The sequence below is a fragment of the Halobacteriovorax sp. RT-2-4 genome, from assembly GCF_047085445.1.
In the GTDB taxonomy this organism is placed as follows: Bacteria; Bdellovibrionota; Bacteriovoracia; order Bacteriovoracales; family Bacteriovoracaceae; genus Halobacteriovorax_A.
Map to the genome: position 1 here is coordinate 1,533,302 of NZ_JBKIXY010000001.1, position 15,130 is coordinate 1,548,431.

The 15,130-nt window shown below is 36.1% G+C and carries 13 protein-coding genes; 10 read left to right on the forward strand and 3 right to left on the reverse strand.

Features of this window, described 5'->3' with window-relative positions:
* Positions 1-92: 92 nt before the first annotated feature.
* The 8 genes from ACMAYL_RS07245 to ACMAYL_RS07280 all read left to right on the forward strand — a co-directional run bounded on the left by ACMAYL_RS07245 (position 93) and on the right by ACMAYL_RS07280 (position 8,339).
* Complete coding sequence (locus tag ACMAYL_RS07245) at positions 93-1,676, forward strand: phosphoenolpyruvate carboxykinase (ATP) (RefSeq protein ID WP_392990744.1); 1,584 nt, start codon at positions 93-95, stop codon at positions 1,674-1,676.
* A complete protein-coding gene (locus ACMAYL_RS07250) occupies positions 1,676-2,212 on the forward strand; it encodes a CopD family protein (protein ID WP_103218892.1) in 537 nt (178 codons plus the stop codon). Before ACMAYL_RS07245 ends, ACMAYL_RS07250 begins: the two co-directional genes overlap by 1 nt.
* Positions 2,212-2,457, forward strand: coding sequence for a DUF1653 domain-containing protein (locus tag ACMAYL_RS07255; RefSeq protein ID WP_103218891.1), 246 nt, complete (start codon positions 2,212-2,214; stop codon positions 2,455-2,457). Before ACMAYL_RS07250 ends, ACMAYL_RS07255 begins: the two co-directional genes overlap by 1 nt.
* A complete protein-coding gene (locus ACMAYL_RS07260) occupies positions 2,454-3,248 on the forward strand; it encodes a 2-oxo acid dehydrogenase subunit E2 (protein WP_412470928.1) in 795 nt (264 codons plus the stop codon). The genes ACMAYL_RS07255 and ACMAYL_RS07260 overlap by 4 nt, the downstream gene beginning before the upstream one ends.
* 83 nt (positions 3,249-3,331) lie before the next feature.
* On the forward strand, positions 3,332-5,185 hold the full coding sequence (locus tag ACMAYL_RS07265; RefSeq protein ID WP_412470929.1) for a phospholipase D-like domain-containing protein: 1,854 nt from the start codon (positions 3,332-3,334) through the stop codon (positions 5,183-5,185).
* Positions 5,186-5,226: 41 nt separating this feature from the next.
* Entirely contained in the window at positions 5,227-5,781 is a 555-nt protein-coding gene (locus tag ACMAYL_RS07270; protein WP_103218888.1) for a hypothetical protein, read from the forward strand.
* A gap of 94 nt (positions 5,782-5,875) precedes the next feature.
* Positions 5,876-6,967 carry a hypothetical protein gene (locus ACMAYL_RS07275; protein WP_412470930.1) on the forward strand — a complete coding sequence of 364 codons (1,092 nt, stop codon included), beginning with the start codon at positions 5,876-5,878 and terminating at the stop codon, positions 6,965-6,967.
* A gap of 1 nt (position 6,968) precedes the next feature.
* Positions 6,969-8,339 carry a hypothetical protein gene (locus ACMAYL_RS07280; RefSeq protein WP_103218886.1) on the forward strand — a complete coding sequence of 457 codons (1,371 nt, stop codon included), beginning with the start codon at positions 6,969-6,971 and terminating at the stop codon, positions 8,337-8,339.
* Here the strand turns inward: ACMAYL_RS07280 and ACMAYL_RS07285 are convergent, their stop codons facing one another.
* The gene (locus tag ACMAYL_RS07285; protein WP_103218885.1) at positions 8,340-10,076 is read right to left on the reverse strand and encodes an ABC-F family ATP-binding cassette domain-containing protein; all 1,737 of its coding nucleotides are present in this window, start codon (positions 10,074-10,076) and stop codon (positions 8,340-8,342) included.
* Between the two features lie 65 nt (positions 10,077-10,141).
* On the opposite strand from ACMAYL_RS07285, the gene typA reads away from it, so the two are divergent.
* Together typA and ACMAYL_RS07295 are read left to right on the forward strand one after the other, a co-directional pair.
* Entirely contained in the window at positions 10,142-11,983 is a 1,842-nt protein-coding gene (gene typA / locus ACMAYL_RS07290) for a translational GTPase TypA (protein WP_103218884.1), read from the forward strand.
* Positions 11,984-12,207: 224 nt separating this feature from the next.
* Positions 12,208-12,909, forward strand: coding sequence for a response regulator transcription factor (locus ACMAYL_RS07295; protein ID WP_103218883.1), 702 nt, complete (start codon positions 12,208-12,210; stop codon positions 12,907-12,909).
* Here the strand turns inward: ACMAYL_RS07295 and ACMAYL_RS07300 are convergent.
* Both ACMAYL_RS07300 and ACMAYL_RS07305 read right to left on the reverse strand, forming a co-directional pair.
* Complete coding sequence (locus ACMAYL_RS07300; protein WP_158246928.1) at positions 12,898-13,965, reverse strand: UDP-N-acetylglucosamine--N-acetylmuramyl-(pentapeptide) pyrophosphoryl-undecaprenol N-acetylglucosamine transferase; 1,068 nt, start codon at positions 13,963-13,965, stop codon at positions 12,898-12,900. The two genes, ACMAYL_RS07295 and ACMAYL_RS07300, sit on opposite strands and share 12 nt — an antisense overlap.
* 7 nt (positions 13,966-13,972) lie before the next feature.
* Positions 13,973-15,130, reverse strand: coding sequence for an NAD(P)/FAD-dependent oxidoreductase (locus tag ACMAYL_RS07305; protein ID WP_103218881.1), 1,158 nt, complete (start codon positions 15,128-15,130; stop codon positions 13,973-13,975).

Genomic DNA, 15,130 nt, shown 5'->3' on the forward strand with positions numbered 1-15,130 from the left:
TCAATACAGGTTAAAAAGCATATATTTAGTGGCATAAAAGAACTAATAACAAGAACTATTATGGACTGTAAAAAACGAACCGGAGATGATGTATGACGCAATTTTATACAGACATGGGAATTAACATGGAGCGACCAAATAATAAGATATTTGTAAACTCTGCAAGAAGCTTTTTAATTCAAGAAACAGTAGCTCGTGGCATTGGAAAGCTAACTAAAGACGGTGCTCTAGTAGTTGAGACAGGAAAGCATACGGGGCGCAGCGCCAATGACCGTTATATCGTGCGCGATGAAACAACAGAAAATACAATCTGGTGGGACAATAATTTTAAGGCCATGACACCGGAGACTTTTGCAAAGTTAAAGTCACATATAACTAATTACCTAAATGAAGATCGTGATCTTTTCATTACTGAAAGAAGCGTTGGTGCTGACGAAGTTCACAACCTTGGTGCAAGACTTGTAACAACTAATCCTAATCATGCACTTTTCTCAACTCACCTATTTCGTGAAAAGATGAGAGACTTTAATGAAAATGATTTTACGATTCTTCACGCTCCAGAACTTCAACTGGATCCAGCTGAATTTGATTTAAGATCAGAGACTGCAATTGTAACTTGTATCAAATCTAAAATTACAATTATTGCAGGAACACTTTATGCGGGTGAAATTAAGAAGAGTATGTTTGCAGCGATGAACTATCTTCTACCTGAGTCGAATATTATGCCAACTCACTCAGGGGCATCTCGCCTTGATAACGGTGAAGTTTCAATCTTCTTTGGTCTTTCGGGAACAGGAAAAACAACTCTTTCAACAGATGTTGGTACTTATCTAATTGGTGATGATGAGCACGGAATAAGTGAAGCGGGTACTTTCAATTTTGAGGGTGGATGCTATGCTAAAACTTATAAGCTTTCTCAAGAAGGTGAACCAGAAATTTACGCGGCTTCAAATCGCTTCGGATCACTTCTTGAAAACGTTGTTCTAGACGAGAATACTGGACTTGTTGATTTCTATGATAAGTCACTTTCTGAGAATGGACGTGCTTCATATCCTTTAGAGTTCATCGATGAACTTGAAAAGACTTCACGTGGTGATATTCCTAAACACGTATTCTTCTTATCTGCTGACGCCTTTGGTGTTTTACCTCCAGTTGCAAAACTGACAAAAGAACAAGCGATGTTCTACTTTGTTCTAGGTTACACAGCGAAGCTTGCTGGAACAGAAATTGGAGTAAAAGAGCCAACGGCCACTTTCTCATCTTGTTTTGGTGCTCCTTTCATGCTTCGTCATCCAAGTGAATACGCAAAACTTCTTGGTGAGTATATTGACAAGCTAGGCTTTAATGTTTGGATGGTGAACACTGGTTGGACTGGTGGTGCATATGGTACTGGACAACGTTTCCCTCTAAATATTACAAGACAGATTATTCGTAACATCCAAGCTAATAATCTACATAACGTTGAAACTGAACAAGACCCTATCTTTGGTCTAAATATTCCAAAAGTTGTGGGAGAAATTCCAAGTACAATTTTAAATCCTCAAAAATCGTGGGAAGATCATGATGCTTATACAACTAAGGCGCAAGAGCTTGCCGTTAGCTTCCATAAGCAAATGAGTACATTCGGTAATTTCTATGAAGAAAATATCGCTGGTGCTCCAACATTTGGAAAATAATGAGTTACGAGTATTTAAAAGCACTACATTTAATTAGTATCGTTTGTTGGTTCGCAGGACTTTTTTATATTGTCCGCCTCTTTATCTATCATACTGAGGCCCAAGATAAGAGCGACAGTGAACGAGATATTTTAAGTGCTCAGTTTAAAATTATGTCTCGCAGGCTATGGTATGGAATTACCTGGCCTGCTTGTATTGCTACGGTGATCTTTGGCGCTTCATTGGTTTATACAACTTACTGGCCAATGAAAGGACACTACTGGCTACATTTAAAATTAACACTAGTCGTTTTACTGCTAATGTATCAATTTAAATGTCATAAGATTTTTAAAGCACTTCAAAATGACAATTTTCCTCATACCGCAAAATTCTTACGTATATGGAATGAAGTTGCGACACTCTTCCTTTTTGCGATTGTCTTTCTTGCTGTAATAAAAAGTTTAGAAGGAATTCTCTACGGAGTTGGCGGAATTATTGCTTTAGGAGTTGTTCTTATGGCGGCAATAAAATTTTATAGAAAAGTAAGGAAGGACTAATGAGTAAGATCGTCAAAGGTGGGTTATACCAACACTACAAAGGTATGAATTATATCGTTCATGATATTGTTCGCCATTCGGAAACATTAGAAGAGTTAGTCTACTACGAATGTCTATATGAGAATGATCTTGGAAAACTCTGGGTTCGTCCTCTAGAGATGTTTATTGAATCTATTGTTATTGATGGAGTTGAAACTCCTCGTTTCAAATACATTGGTGATCAGAAGGCAAATTCTCGCTTATGAGACATATTAAACTCACTAAGGTCAAACGCCTTTCTTCTTGGCGCAAAGTTTCTATGAATACATGGAAAAAGCCTGTTGATCCTTCGACATTTGGCCTTTTAAAATTTGATGCGACTAATTTCAAAAAATACACAAAAGATAAAGGAGTAACTCCTACCCATCTTTTCACAAAAATAATTGCACAAGTATTCCACGAAAATCCGCAAATTAATCGAATGATTCGTGGCCCTCATCTTTATCAAAGAGAGAGTGTCGATATCTTTTTACAAGTCTCAGTAGATCATAGTGGAAAGGACCTTTCAGGAACAGTCATTAGGAATGCTGACAAGAAAAGTGTTTTTGATATCAAGAAAGAACTGATGAAAAGTGCGAATAATATTCGAAACGACAAAGATAAATCTTTTAAAAAAGTTAAAAAGGTTGTGGAGCTTATTCCTAACTTTCTTGCGAGACCTGCCCTTACACTACTAGACTTTGCTATGTATCGACTCAATCTTTACACGAAACTCTTCAGTGTAAAACGTGATCCATTTGGATCTTGTATGATTACAAGTGTTGGTAACTTTGGTGCTGAATTTGCATTTGCTCCAATTCCCACAATCTCTCACGTGCCAATTGTTTTGAGCTTATTTAAAGTCAAAGAAGAGGCCATCGTAGAAAAAGGTGAGATTATTGCCAGAGAAACATTAACTGTTGGAGCTACACTCGATCACAGAATCATTGATGGAGTCTATGCGAGCAAGATCATTGCCGGAATAAAGAAATACGTTGAGCACCCGCAACTACTCTAAATTACGTCTGTTTTTTTTTTAAACAGAACGGTAGTTATTTCAAAAATCAATATTTTTTCATTAATCCAACATAAAATATGAGCATGTCTCATATATTAGTAAGATCCATAAGATCTGCACTCATATTAACTTTGGCCACTAATGTCCTAGCGCTGCAAATTCCTTTTGTAGATCAAGACTATGTTATCAATCAGGCAAGTGCTGACAGAGCAACATACAGCTATAAGACAGATGAGTATGGAAGGCTTGAGAATACAAAGTGGTATGAGCTGACTTGGCATCTCTTACAAGAAGATTACCAAACTGATTATGATGCCTATATAGAAAAGTATGGGGGCACAACTTTTAATGAAGCAAAGATCAATTACTACTCACAATTTAATTTTTCAAATGAGAATAGACATCATCTCGTAGATGTATACCCATTAAAAGAATGGGGTTTTTTAAATCATCCACCAATTAGAAAGAAAATAGCTAACCTATCTTTATTCTCAGAAGATTTTAAAAGGATTAATTTTAATACGATTGAACATTCCTTTTTTACATCAGCATTTCAAATAGAAATGGATAAGGTATCAAAATCTCAACTTAGCTTTGGCAATAATGTAGAACTTCTTGAAAATCATTATTCATATAAAAAGAAACTAGAGCTTATTAAGAGCGCAAAGTCTGAGATCTTAATGTCGTCTTTGAGTTTTGTTTGCGACTCTTCTGTAAAGATACTAGTTAATGAGTTAATTAAAGCTCACCAAAGAGGCGTCAAGGTCTATATTATGGACGATAAAATGATGTCTAAAGCACTAGGACATAATGAATGTCCAAATAAGCTTAAAGATAAAGGTATTCAATTTATACGAGCAAATGATTTTTGGAAACATGAAGGACGTACAGTCTATCATCACAAGAAATTAGTCGTGGATGGAAAAATTGCTATCGTTGGCGGTCAAAATCAACTGAATGCTGACAATCTTTCCCAAGATACTGACTTCAAAAACAAAGATATTGATATCATGGTTCAAGGTCCCCTTGTCACCGATATTGCAATTGGCTTTCTAAAAGACTGGCAATATTTTAAGAAAAAAAATACTCGAAATATTAGAGGAAGAAACGGCGCTATCATCAGACACACTGGTAAGAATATCGCAAACCTAGAAAAGGAACTCAACTTTTACCTCACAAGACTAAAATGGGAAGAGAAGAATGAGCAGAGAGGGCAAGGACAATATGACAAAATATTAAATAATAAAGACACAAGAATGAAGGGAGTCTGTCGTTTTATACAACAGTCACCTTATGAATATCGAACAAATATTGGAGATGCCTACCTCCTTGCACTTAATTATACAAATACATACCTAGGAGTTATGGATCCGATTCGTTCAGATACATACTATAACTCAGTATTTAAAGATGCTCCTTTAATAGAGAAGTTTGATACATTTAAGATGTTTAAAAAATTACATCAAAAAGTAGAAGAGCTTCAAAAGAGCGGCATATCTCTAGACTTCATTACGACAGGTACTGATATGACTGGTAATGAGATTATTGACATAAAGAATGAAGAAATAAAAGAATTACTACTTAATGAAACACTTAGTGATAAATCACTACAGAAAAAAATCAGAAAAAAACTCAAAAGTATAAAAAAGTGGAATGACTATTTTGGAGAGGCCCATTTCTCTAATCTTTTAGAAGATTATGCTAGGTTTGACTCAACTCGAGTCTGGTTACATCTGAGTTTTCTGCATTCTAAAGTATTTTATTTTGATAGAATATTATCAAGTATTGGAAGCTATAACTTCCAACACAACGCTACAGATCACTCTTATGAAAATACTCTGCTTTGCTTAGATAAAGACTTAAATAATGCTTTGGACGAAGTATTTGTAAGAGATATGGCAAACTCAGTTCCACTTAAATTTAATAATTTAGAATAAATTCCGATGAGCTACTTAGGAAACTTTTCTTAGGTGGTAATATGAGACTTAAAATTGTCTTAAAATCTTCATTAGTCATTTTATTTGCATTTGCAATTCACGCTTCTGAAATGAAGATAAAGCTTAACAAAAGCTTTTTTCCTAAGAAAGAAATTACAATAGATGCAGATTCTCCTGATCGAATTATTGTTGAATATGACCTACTTTACTATATTAGTGACGGCTGTGCCGCAGATGTCATTACTTCATATAAGTTAGGAGGTTGTCCACGTAAGAAATACAAAACACTTAGAAAAGAAAGTAAATACATAATCGAGCTAGAGGATTCAAGTGCAAGAAAAGGTAAAGGGCCACAAACTATTAGACTTTCAGTAAAACAAGAAGAAAAAGACTCATATGATATTGTACCCGTTATCACTATTCTAGATGGTAATGAAGACCAAATTAAGATTGAAGATCCTTGGTTTAGTGCGACGAAAGTTACTTTAAAATCACGTGATCGTGTTATCAACCAATCTCAAAGTAATCAAAAAGGTGAAGTTGAAAACAACCAGTCTAATCGTAAAAACAACAATGTGAAATCACATAATCAATAAGAATTTTAAATACTTAGATTAGAACGCTTTTGCTCAAGTAATTGCCCCTCATTACCGATAAGAATTGAGTAATGAGAGAAAGGGAATTATCGTAATGATTTATTCAAAGAAAAAAATTTTAAAACTATGTAGTCTCATAGCACCGCTACTCTTTTCAAATCCTTTGTTTGCAAATGATGACAAAATTGTAGATCAAATTATTGAAGGTCATGAATTCTACGAAGCAAGTGTTCATGGCTCTAAGATCAATATTCTTGAGTCTGATGCATATAAGAAGGCTTTTACTGATCATTTAAAAGCTCGCTTAACTGAAGTAATTATGGAAAAGGCCGATCCTCTCTTACAAGAGGAAAAAGCTTTAATGGATAAAATAGCTAAAGGTGATAGTTCTGTAAGCACTAGAGATAGCTTAAGTAATGTACGTGCAAGAATAGATATCTATCGTGATCGCGAAGAAGTTAGAAAAATCTATCGAGAAGTCAAAGAGATCGAAGTAAATAAAGAAAGTAATTATTGCTACGATAGCTCTCAAGCTACACTTAGAATTGTTTCAGGTGGAGAGATGACGATTCGTTGTATTACGAATGAAAGTGCTCGCAATATTGTAAAAGTTGCCCTTTTAAATCCAAAAGATCGCGGAGCTATTGAAGTTAAGACGTCATCTGCGACAAAACCAGAGCCTGTTGAGATTGATACTCAAACACCTGAGATCGAAAGAAAATTTTATTTTTGTTACGAAAGAACAAAAAACATTTTAGCAAAAGAAAGTAACTGCCGTCCCAAAAGGCTAAAGCTTTCCGAAGATGAGCTTGAAAAAGTTGGACGTAGCAACTGTTATCCTATCGATCAAAGTTATAGGTATAAACCAGAAGACGGATTTACTCCAACGGCCAAGCTTTATGGTAAATGTCGAGATGAGATATGTACAAATGAAGACGAGCAAATTGACTTTGCAAAATTCGAACTTATATCATTCTCACAAGAAGATCCAAAACAGTGTATCAATGACAATTCAAAATCTAGAGTTTGTGCTCAAACTTATAAATGTAAAAATCAAACTTATCAGATCACATGTGAATTTAATGATGAAGAATCAATTGGAGATAACTCTTGTCATGTGAAATCCATTTCAAATTCTACAATTGAGAATAAGTGTAGTGTTATTGAATTAGGAACGGAGGTATAAGATGAAATATTTAATTTCTGTTCTATTCACTATTACTTCATTTTTTAACACGTATGCTTTTACAGTACCAACAGTATACAATACAGGTAAGTTAATTAATATTACGAAAGAACACTATTTAATCCAAACTAAGTCGAAAAAATATATAAAGGTGAAACCATTTTTAAACAATCCTAAAGTAGGGATCCAGGTAACCTACCCTATTTCAACGACTGACATTGCTGTATCAGATAACTATATTTATCAACAAGCTTTAAAAATGTTACCGCAAAGTGAATACACATCGGATATTATCGAAGCTTATTTGAAGACACTTGCTGAAGTTTCACGAAATGGACTCTACAAGGTTGAAAGTACAAATGGTGGAAAATATTCATTTAACTTTGTCATCGATATGCTAATCCCAACAGCTTGCGCTGAAGGGCAAGAGTGTAACAATATGTGCTACTTTGGTGGTTGGGCATCAACGAGAAAAGGTAGCTATTGTCAGGCTCCTTGGAAAGTTTCTGGTTTAGATAAAGTTCAAAGTGTTGATTCAGAAGTTTATACTAATAGTTATAGTTGTGGTGGAAAAAACCTATTTCGCTGTAATCCGAAAATTTTTGGTGGCTATGACTCTAGTCTCGACCCACTACCATTTGTAGCTACAAAAAACTCAAAAAGAAATAGCGAAGCCGGAATTTGTATTAAAGTCTCACCTTCATATGCTTATGCGACTTCTCAATGTCTAGAAGCTTCTGCAAAAGTTCCTAATTTCAAAGAGTCTTTGAAAGAGCGCTATAATAACAATAAAGAAACATTTGAAAAAATCATTGATAATGTAAATTGTTTTTGTGAAGCAAAGAGTACACCTAAAAAGGCATTTAGCTGTAATGCTCTAAAAGAGAGGCTTGCAACAATTTTTGAAAAGCCTGAGCAACCAGAAAGTCCTAAAGTAGAGGAAAAAGAACCAGAGCCTACACCAGAAGCTATTCCAGTAATTCCACGTGATGACGACGGAAGAGAGAAAGCAATTCCTCGAGAAGCAGATGGTGGCGATGAAGAAAAATTTGTTCCTGTACAGGTAGAAGTCGAACAAGAAGAGGAGCTTCTTCCTGATGATTTAATCTATTACAATTGTAACTTTGATTCGAATGAAAAATTATTTGAAGGAAAGAATGCTAATTGCTCAAATAAGGGAGTGTGTCTTAAGAAGTTAATCTGCGAAGCCCACTCTGAAAAGCAAAAGAAGTTCGATATTAAATCTAAACTTCTTGCATACTGTCCTTGTGATGAAAATGATGCCACTCAATGTGCCAATGCGAAAGCCGACAAGGCCATTCGTACAAGTGCTCCTGATTCGTCTAACTCATCATCAGCACAAGAACAATAATTATAGTAACTCTAGTAACTCATCGATTTTTGCATTAACTAGTTCAAGCTCATGGCCTGCGCTAGTTATTGCATCGGTGTCACCCGCCGCTGAAGCATTCTGAATTTTCTCTTCTAAAACAGACTGATACTTTTCTAATGTTTCAATCTGGGCCATGATCTCTTCTTCTTTATATTTATTTCCTGATACCTTAGGCTCTTCTTTTTTTACTGGTTCTACTTTTATCGGAGCAGGCTTTTCTTTTATTGGCTTTACATCTTCTTCCCAACCAATTTTTTCAAGAAATTCGTCATAAGTACCCTCAAAGAACTCGGCACCATCTTTTCTAAAGATTACAAGTTTGTTAACACAAGAGCGCAGAAGATCCTCATTGTGAGTTACAATCAAGCATGCACCCTCATAGTCATTGATCGCTTCACCTAGAGACTCAATACTCTCCATATCTAAGTGGTTTGTTGGTTCATCTAGAAAAAGTAAGTTCGTTTTCTTTGCCAGAATTTTTCCAAGCATAACCCTAGCTTTTTCTCCACCAGATAAAACAGAAATTCTCTTGTCTGAATCTTCACCAGTAAAAAGCATAGTTCCGGCAATTGCCTTTACTCTCGTAATAGGTAGTTCCGTATTAACTTCTTGGATTTCTTGAGCAATTGTATTCTCTGCATGAAGACGTTTCACATTTGTTTGACCAAAGTGTCCTAGGGCAAGACTTGGGTGTTCCCAAATCTCTCCTGTTCTCTGTTTAAGCTCATGAGAGAGAACATTGAGAAGAGTCGACTTACCTTTACCATTTTTTCCAATAATCCCAATTCGATCTTCACGGTCTACTTCAAAACTCACACCAGAAAATAAATTCTCTTCATCATAACCAAAGCTCAAATCATTAACCTTCATGATTTGCTTACCTGGGCATGAAACGTGATTAAAAGAAAAATCAAGATCAGCTATCTTTTCTAGTTGCTTCATATCTTGCATCTTTTCAATTGCCTTTAAACGCGACTGAGCTTGAGATGCACCTCTGGCACTTACACGGTACTTATCCACGTAATCCATCATATGCTTTATTTTCTTCTCTTGATTCACACGAGTTTGTTCATAAATAATCTCATCTTGCTCAAGCTGCTCGTAGTACTTCTTTGTTGGCCCTTTTATTTTTCTAAGCTTTCCACGATGAACACCCATCGTATGAGTCGTTACCGAATCCATAAATGAACGATCGTGAGTAATGATAATTACTTCACCTTGGAAGGTTCTTAGAAATGAACGAAGCCACTGAAGTGAGACGATATCAAGGTAATTTGTTGGCTCATCTAATAAGAGGCAGTTCGGCTCAGTAAGAAGAGTTTTGACGAGATTAATTCGTATCTGATAACCACCTGAAAAACTCTGGGGACTTTTCACAAAATCTTCATCAGAAAAGCCTAGTCCAGTTAAGAGTTTTTCTGCTCGGTAAGTTTCATATTCAAACTCAGGCCCTAGTGCTGACATACACTCGGCCAAGACAGTCTCATGCGAGAAGTGAATATGTTGATCTAAGGTACCGATTTTATAAGACTTTGGAATCTTTACTTCGCCACTATCATAGGACTCGATCCCCATAATGACCTTAAATAAAGTCGATTTACCAGTACCGTTTCGTCCCACTAGGCCTATTCTTTCACCCATATTGAGTGAGAACGTCACTTCTTCAAAAAGCGTTCGGCCACCAAAAGATTTAGTTACATTTACAAGCTGAATCATATATATTGTGTAGCAAATAAATTCATTAATAGAAAGCAGATTAGACAGACAAGAAAGGGCACACAATGAGTCAATTTGAGAAATTAAAAAACATCGCAGTAGTTGCGCACGTTGACCACGGTAAAACAACCATGGTTGATGAAATCCTTAAGCAATCAAACACTTTTGACGAACGCGCTGAAGTTGAAGAGAGAGTAATGGACTCTGGCGAAATCGAAAAAGAACGCGGGATTACAATTACAGCTAAAAACTGTTCTTTCTTTTACAAAGACACAAAAATTAACCTACTTGATACTCCAGGCCACGCGGACTTTGGTGGAGAAGTAGAAAGATCACTAATGATGGTAGATGGTGTACTACTTCTAGTTGACGCTTCAGAAGGGCCACTTCCACAAACTCGTTTTGTACTTAGAAAAGCTCTTTCAAGAGGACTAAAAGTTGCCGTTATTATCAATAAGGTTGACCGTCCAGACCAAAGAATTGAAGAAGTAAAAGGTGAATGTGAAGACCTACTTCTAGAAATCGCAACTGAACTTGAAGTTGAAGACTTTGATATTGATATCCCTTTTATCTACGCTTCTGCAAAGAATGGTTGGGCAGCAATGGAGCCAGGTGTAGTAAGGGAGGATATGATTCCGGTACTGGATTTCATGGTTTCAGACTACTTCCCAGAACCAAAACAAGACATCGATTCTCCTCTACAATTACTCGTTTCAAATCTTACATACTCAAAATTTCTAGGACAACAATTTGTTGGACGTATTCACCAAGGTACAATTGTTAAGAACCAACAATTTACTTGTATCGGTGATGGAAAATCTAAGAACTTCAAAGTTTCAAATATTCAAACTTACTCAGGACTTCAAACAGTTGAAGTTAACGAAGCTCACGCTGGTGAGATCGTTATTTGTGCAGGTATTGAAGAAGTTCATATTGGAGATACAATCACTCCAACTACTGCTCAAAACCCACTAGAAAGAATTGAAGTTGAGCCACCAACTGTTGCGGTTAACGTTTCTGTTTCAACTTCTCCAATGAGTGGTCAAGAAGGTGAATACCTAACTTCAAGAAAGCTTGAAGAATTCTTACAAGATGCTTGCCGTCTAAACGTTGCTCTTCAATATGAAGGAACTGACGATGCAAAAGTATACAAACTAAAAGGTCGTGGAGAGCTTCAAATCGCTATCGTTTTCGAAGAACTAAGACGTAAAGGTTTTGAGCTAATGGTTTCAAGACCAGAAGTACTTTTCCAAGATATCGATGGGCAAAAGCACGAGCCATATGAATTAGCAGTTCTTGATGTACCAGATGATTTTACTGGTGTTGTAACTGAAAAACTTTCAATCAGAAAAGGAATCATGTCTTCAATGATGCCAATCGGTGAAGGTCGTACAAGAATTGAATTCGAAATTCCATCACGTGGTCTAATCGGTTACCGTGGTGCTTTCATGACAGATACTCGTGGAGAAGGGATCCTTTCAACAGAATTCCTAGGTTACCGTCCATTTGCAGGTGAAATGCTTGCTCGTCAAAATGGTGCCATCATTTCAGATAGAGCTGGTAAAGTTACTGGATACGCTGTCTTCAACCTACTTAACAACGGTGAGTTCTTTGTTGAGCCAGGTGATATGGTTTACGAAGGGATGGTTATCGGTGAAAGTAAAAAAGAAAACGATGCCAACGTTAACATTTGTCGTGGGAAACAACTAACTTCAGTTCGTACTGCAGGTAAAGATGAAAACATCATTCTTCCACCAGTAAGACCAAGAACTCTAGAGTGGGCACTTGACTGGATTGATAACGATGAATGGGTAGAAGTAACACCTCAAAATATCCGTATTAGAAAGAAAGAGCTTGCTGCTAATAAACGTTCAGTTGTTAGAAAAGAAAAGAAGAGCAAGGACTAATTGCCAATTAAAAAGCTTAAAATACCCAATATAGGCCCCTAGACAAGAACTAGGGGCTTTTTTTTTCCACAATTACGAACTCTTAAGTACCTATAATTAAAGAAATTATCTAAATAATTCCAAAACGACGCGTCGAGCATATATTTATCTTATTGACGAGCATATGAACCAACCTTTAAAATCAATACGTTATAGTTCAAAACTAAAGAACGAGAAGTTGAATCATGTCAAAAATTTTAAAGGCCCAGAAGCCACACGTAACAATCGTTGACGATGACAGCGATAACTTAGAAAACTACCAAGATCTTCTAGAAGATGAGTTTGATTTAGAACTTATTCAAAATCCTCTCGAGCTTCTAAGTTTCTTGAACACAAACAAGACAGACATTATGGTGCTGGATCTTCACATGCCGGAAGTAAATGGTTTCGAACTATTTAGTAAGGCCAGAGAACTTGCTCCGCGTACTCCTGTAATTTTCTTAACTGGTGACCCATCAGAAGAAGCCTGTGTTAAGGGACTTGAAATTGGAGCACAAGACTTTATTGTTAAGCCAGTAACTATTAATGAACTAGTGGCCCGTATTAAAAATAAAGTAGAAGCAAAGAAGAATAAGCATCGTCGTAAAAAGAAGAATGAAATCAACTTTGAAGATCATAATTTCTCAATCAATCTCGATCAGCAAAATGTTGTTCTAGAAGGGAAAGAAATTAAACTTACGACAACTGAGTATAAAATCATCACTCTATTAGCTTCAAACCCTAACAAAATATTCTCAAGAGATCATATCTCTCAAGTTGTTTGGGCCGATAGTGATGTTAACTCACAAAATATTGATACTCACCTATCAAACCTAAGAAGAAAGATTAAGCCTTTCTCAAACTACATCAAGACAATTAAGTCTCGTGGTGTACTTCTAAGACTGTAATATTTCTTTTAATATAATCTCACTCGCATGCTCCCTATCCTGAGGGATAGCATGTGATGGGATATTTTTTATTTCTTCTAATAAGTCACAACGACCAAACTCATCTTCAGTAATTACGATAGAACCTAAGAGGCGGTTTGCTTCCATCGCATTGTGATATTGCTCGTTCTTTTGTGCAATTTTTAATGGAATATAAAGACTAGGTTTACCAATTGCAATCAACTCAGCAACTGTTCCTGCGCCAGAGCGTGAAATAATGTACTTTGCTGCCTTCATTAGATCAGGCATTTCATCACCTAAGAAAGCGACTGGAAAATAGCGACTACTTTCAAGAGATTTATACTCCTCAATATACTGACTTCCAACTTGATGTATAACGACAAATTGTTTCGTTAACGGCCCTAAGTTTTCTTTAATTTTATCATTCAATAATTTCGAACCATTTCCACCACCAGTAATGAAAAATATTGGCGCATCTGAATCCTTAAGCTCAATACCTTTGAAAGTACGAGTCTTTAGTTGAGTTGTTTTAAACTCATCTCTTACAGGGTATCCAGAATATCGAACGATCTTTTGAGGAAAATATTTTAAAGAATCTTTGAAACTAACGAACACACGATGAGCAAATAATGATGCAATTTTATTAGCAAGCCCTACTCGTGACGTTTGTTCATGAACAATAATTTTATAACCAAGAAGTTTACCTGCAACAACAGTTGGAACACTCACAAATCCCCCCATCGATACAATAGTATTTGCACGTAAACGAATATGAGCAAGATAATAAAAGCATTGAATTAGTCCGATCATTAGACGAAAAATATCTGTAATATTTTGCCAATCGAGATATCTTCTAAGCTTCCCTGTTGAAACACCAATATAGCGATCAACCTTACCTTTCGTTAACTTTGACTCAATTCCAGTATATGAACCAATATAGTAAATCCTAACAGAATCTTCTTTTAACTTATCAATTAAAGTTAGAGCAGGAACAACATGTCCACCACTTCCACCACCAGTAAATACAACAGCTTTTTCTTTCTTCTTATTTCTCATAGAGAAATTATACATATTTTGCGGCTACATAGCCAGAGGACCAGGCCCATTGGAAGTTATATCCTCCAAGAAGTCCTGTAACATCAAGAACTTCACCAACAAAGTAAAGATTCTTTTGCAATCGACTCTCCATTGTTTTGGAGCTTACCTGATTTGTATCCACACCACCTCTTGTAACCTCGGCCTTACGATAGCCTTCGGTTCCATTAGGGACAAAAGTCCAGTGATGCATTACTTCTATTAGCTTTTCTTTTTGTGCTCCAGAAAGTTCTGCACAATTTCTATTTAAGGGAAGATCGTGCTGGGCCAACCAAAGCTCAACAAAACGACTTGGTAAATGTCCCTTTAAAGCATTAACTAGATTTTTCTTCTTATGTTCTTTAAGAATTTCGTAAAGATCACTCTTAGGTAAGAAATTAATCTTAACCTCGTCCTTAATATTCCAATAAAGTGATGCTTTTAAAATCGATGGACCACTTAGGCCCTTATGAGTCCATAAGATATTTTCAAGAAACTTCTTACTTCCTACCTTCACCTCTGATTCAATAGCAATACCTGCTAAATTTGCATTCACTTTGTCTAAAGTAAAAGGCACTAGTGCAGGTGTCGTCTCGATTAATTTATGACCAAATTTTTTCGCCACACGATAGCCGATATCAGTTGCTCCAAGCCCAGGAAATGAAAGACCTCCTGTTGCAAGAACAAGAGTTTCACTTAAAAAATCAGTGCCATCAGATAAAGTGACTTTATATTCTTCTTCATGCTCAACATCAACAACACGACTATTAACTCTTAGCTCACAATTTTTAGGTATAGACTTCAGTAGTGCTTCTAAAATTCCACGCGACTTTTGATCACAAAATAGCTGACCTAACGTCTTTTCTGTATAAGTTAAATTGTATTCAGATATAAAAGAGATAAAATCCCAATTTGTATATTGGCTTAATGCTGACTTACAGAAATGAGGATTATTAGAAACATAGAAATTTGGAGTGACGTCAAGATTCGTAAAGTTACAGCGCCCGCCTCCAGAGACAAGAATCTTCTTTCCAGGGCCTTTTGCACCTTCAAGAATTAAAACACTTCTTCCTCTTTTGGCAGCATGAATGCCGCAGAATAAACCTGCGGCACCAGCACCAATGATTATGACATCATATTTTTTCAT

Bases quoted from the DNA above. Each gene is read 5' to 3' on its own strand.
- ACMAYL_RS07245 (WP_392990744.1), top strand. From the start codon at position 93: ATGACGCAATTTTATACAGACATGGGAATTAACATGGAGCGACCAAAT.
- ACMAYL_RS07250 (WP_103218892.1), top strand. From the start codon at position 1,676: ATGAGTTACGAGTATTTAAAAGCACTACATTTAATTAGTATCGTTTGT.
- ACMAYL_RS07255 (WP_103218891.1), top strand. From the start codon at position 2,212: ATGAGTAAGATCGTCAAAGGTGGGTTATACCAACACTACAAAGGTATG.
- ACMAYL_RS07260 (WP_412470928.1), top strand. From the start codon at position 2,454: ATGAGACATATTAAACTCACTAAGGTCAAACGCCTTTCTTCTTGGCGC.
- ACMAYL_RS07265 (WP_412470929.1), top strand. From the start codon at position 3,332: ATGTCTCATATATTAGTAAGATCCATAAGATCTGCACTCATATTAACT.
- ACMAYL_RS07270 (WP_103218888.1), top strand. From the start codon at position 5,227: ATGAGACTTAAAATTGTCTTAAAATCTTCATTAGTCATTTTATTTGCA.
- ACMAYL_RS07275 (WP_412470930.1), top strand. From the start codon at position 5,876: ATGATTTATTCAAAGAAAAAAATTTTAAAACTATGTAGTCTCATAGCA.
- ACMAYL_RS07280 (WP_103218886.1), top strand. From the start codon at position 6,969: ATGAAATATTTAATTTCTGTTCTATTCACTATTACTTCATTTTTTAAC.
- ACMAYL_RS07285 (WP_103218885.1), bottom strand. From the start codon at position 10,076: ATGATTCAGCTTGTAAATGTAACTAAATCTTTTGGTGGCCGAACGCTT.
- typA (WP_103218884.1), top strand. From the start codon at position 10,142: ATGAGTCAATTTGAGAAATTAAAAAACATCGCAGTAGTTGCGCACGTT.
- ACMAYL_RS07295 (WP_103218883.1), top strand. From the start codon at position 12,208: ATGTCAAAAATTTTAAAGGCCCAGAAGCCACACGTAACAATCGTTGAC.
- ACMAYL_RS07300 (WP_158246928.1), bottom strand. From the start codon at position 13,965: ATGAGAAATAAGAAGAAAGAAAAAGCTGTTGTATTTACTGGTGGTGGA.
- ACMAYL_RS07305 (WP_103218881.1), bottom strand. From the start codon at position 15,130: ATGAAAAAATATGATGTCATAATCATTGGTGCTGGTGCCGCAGGTTTA.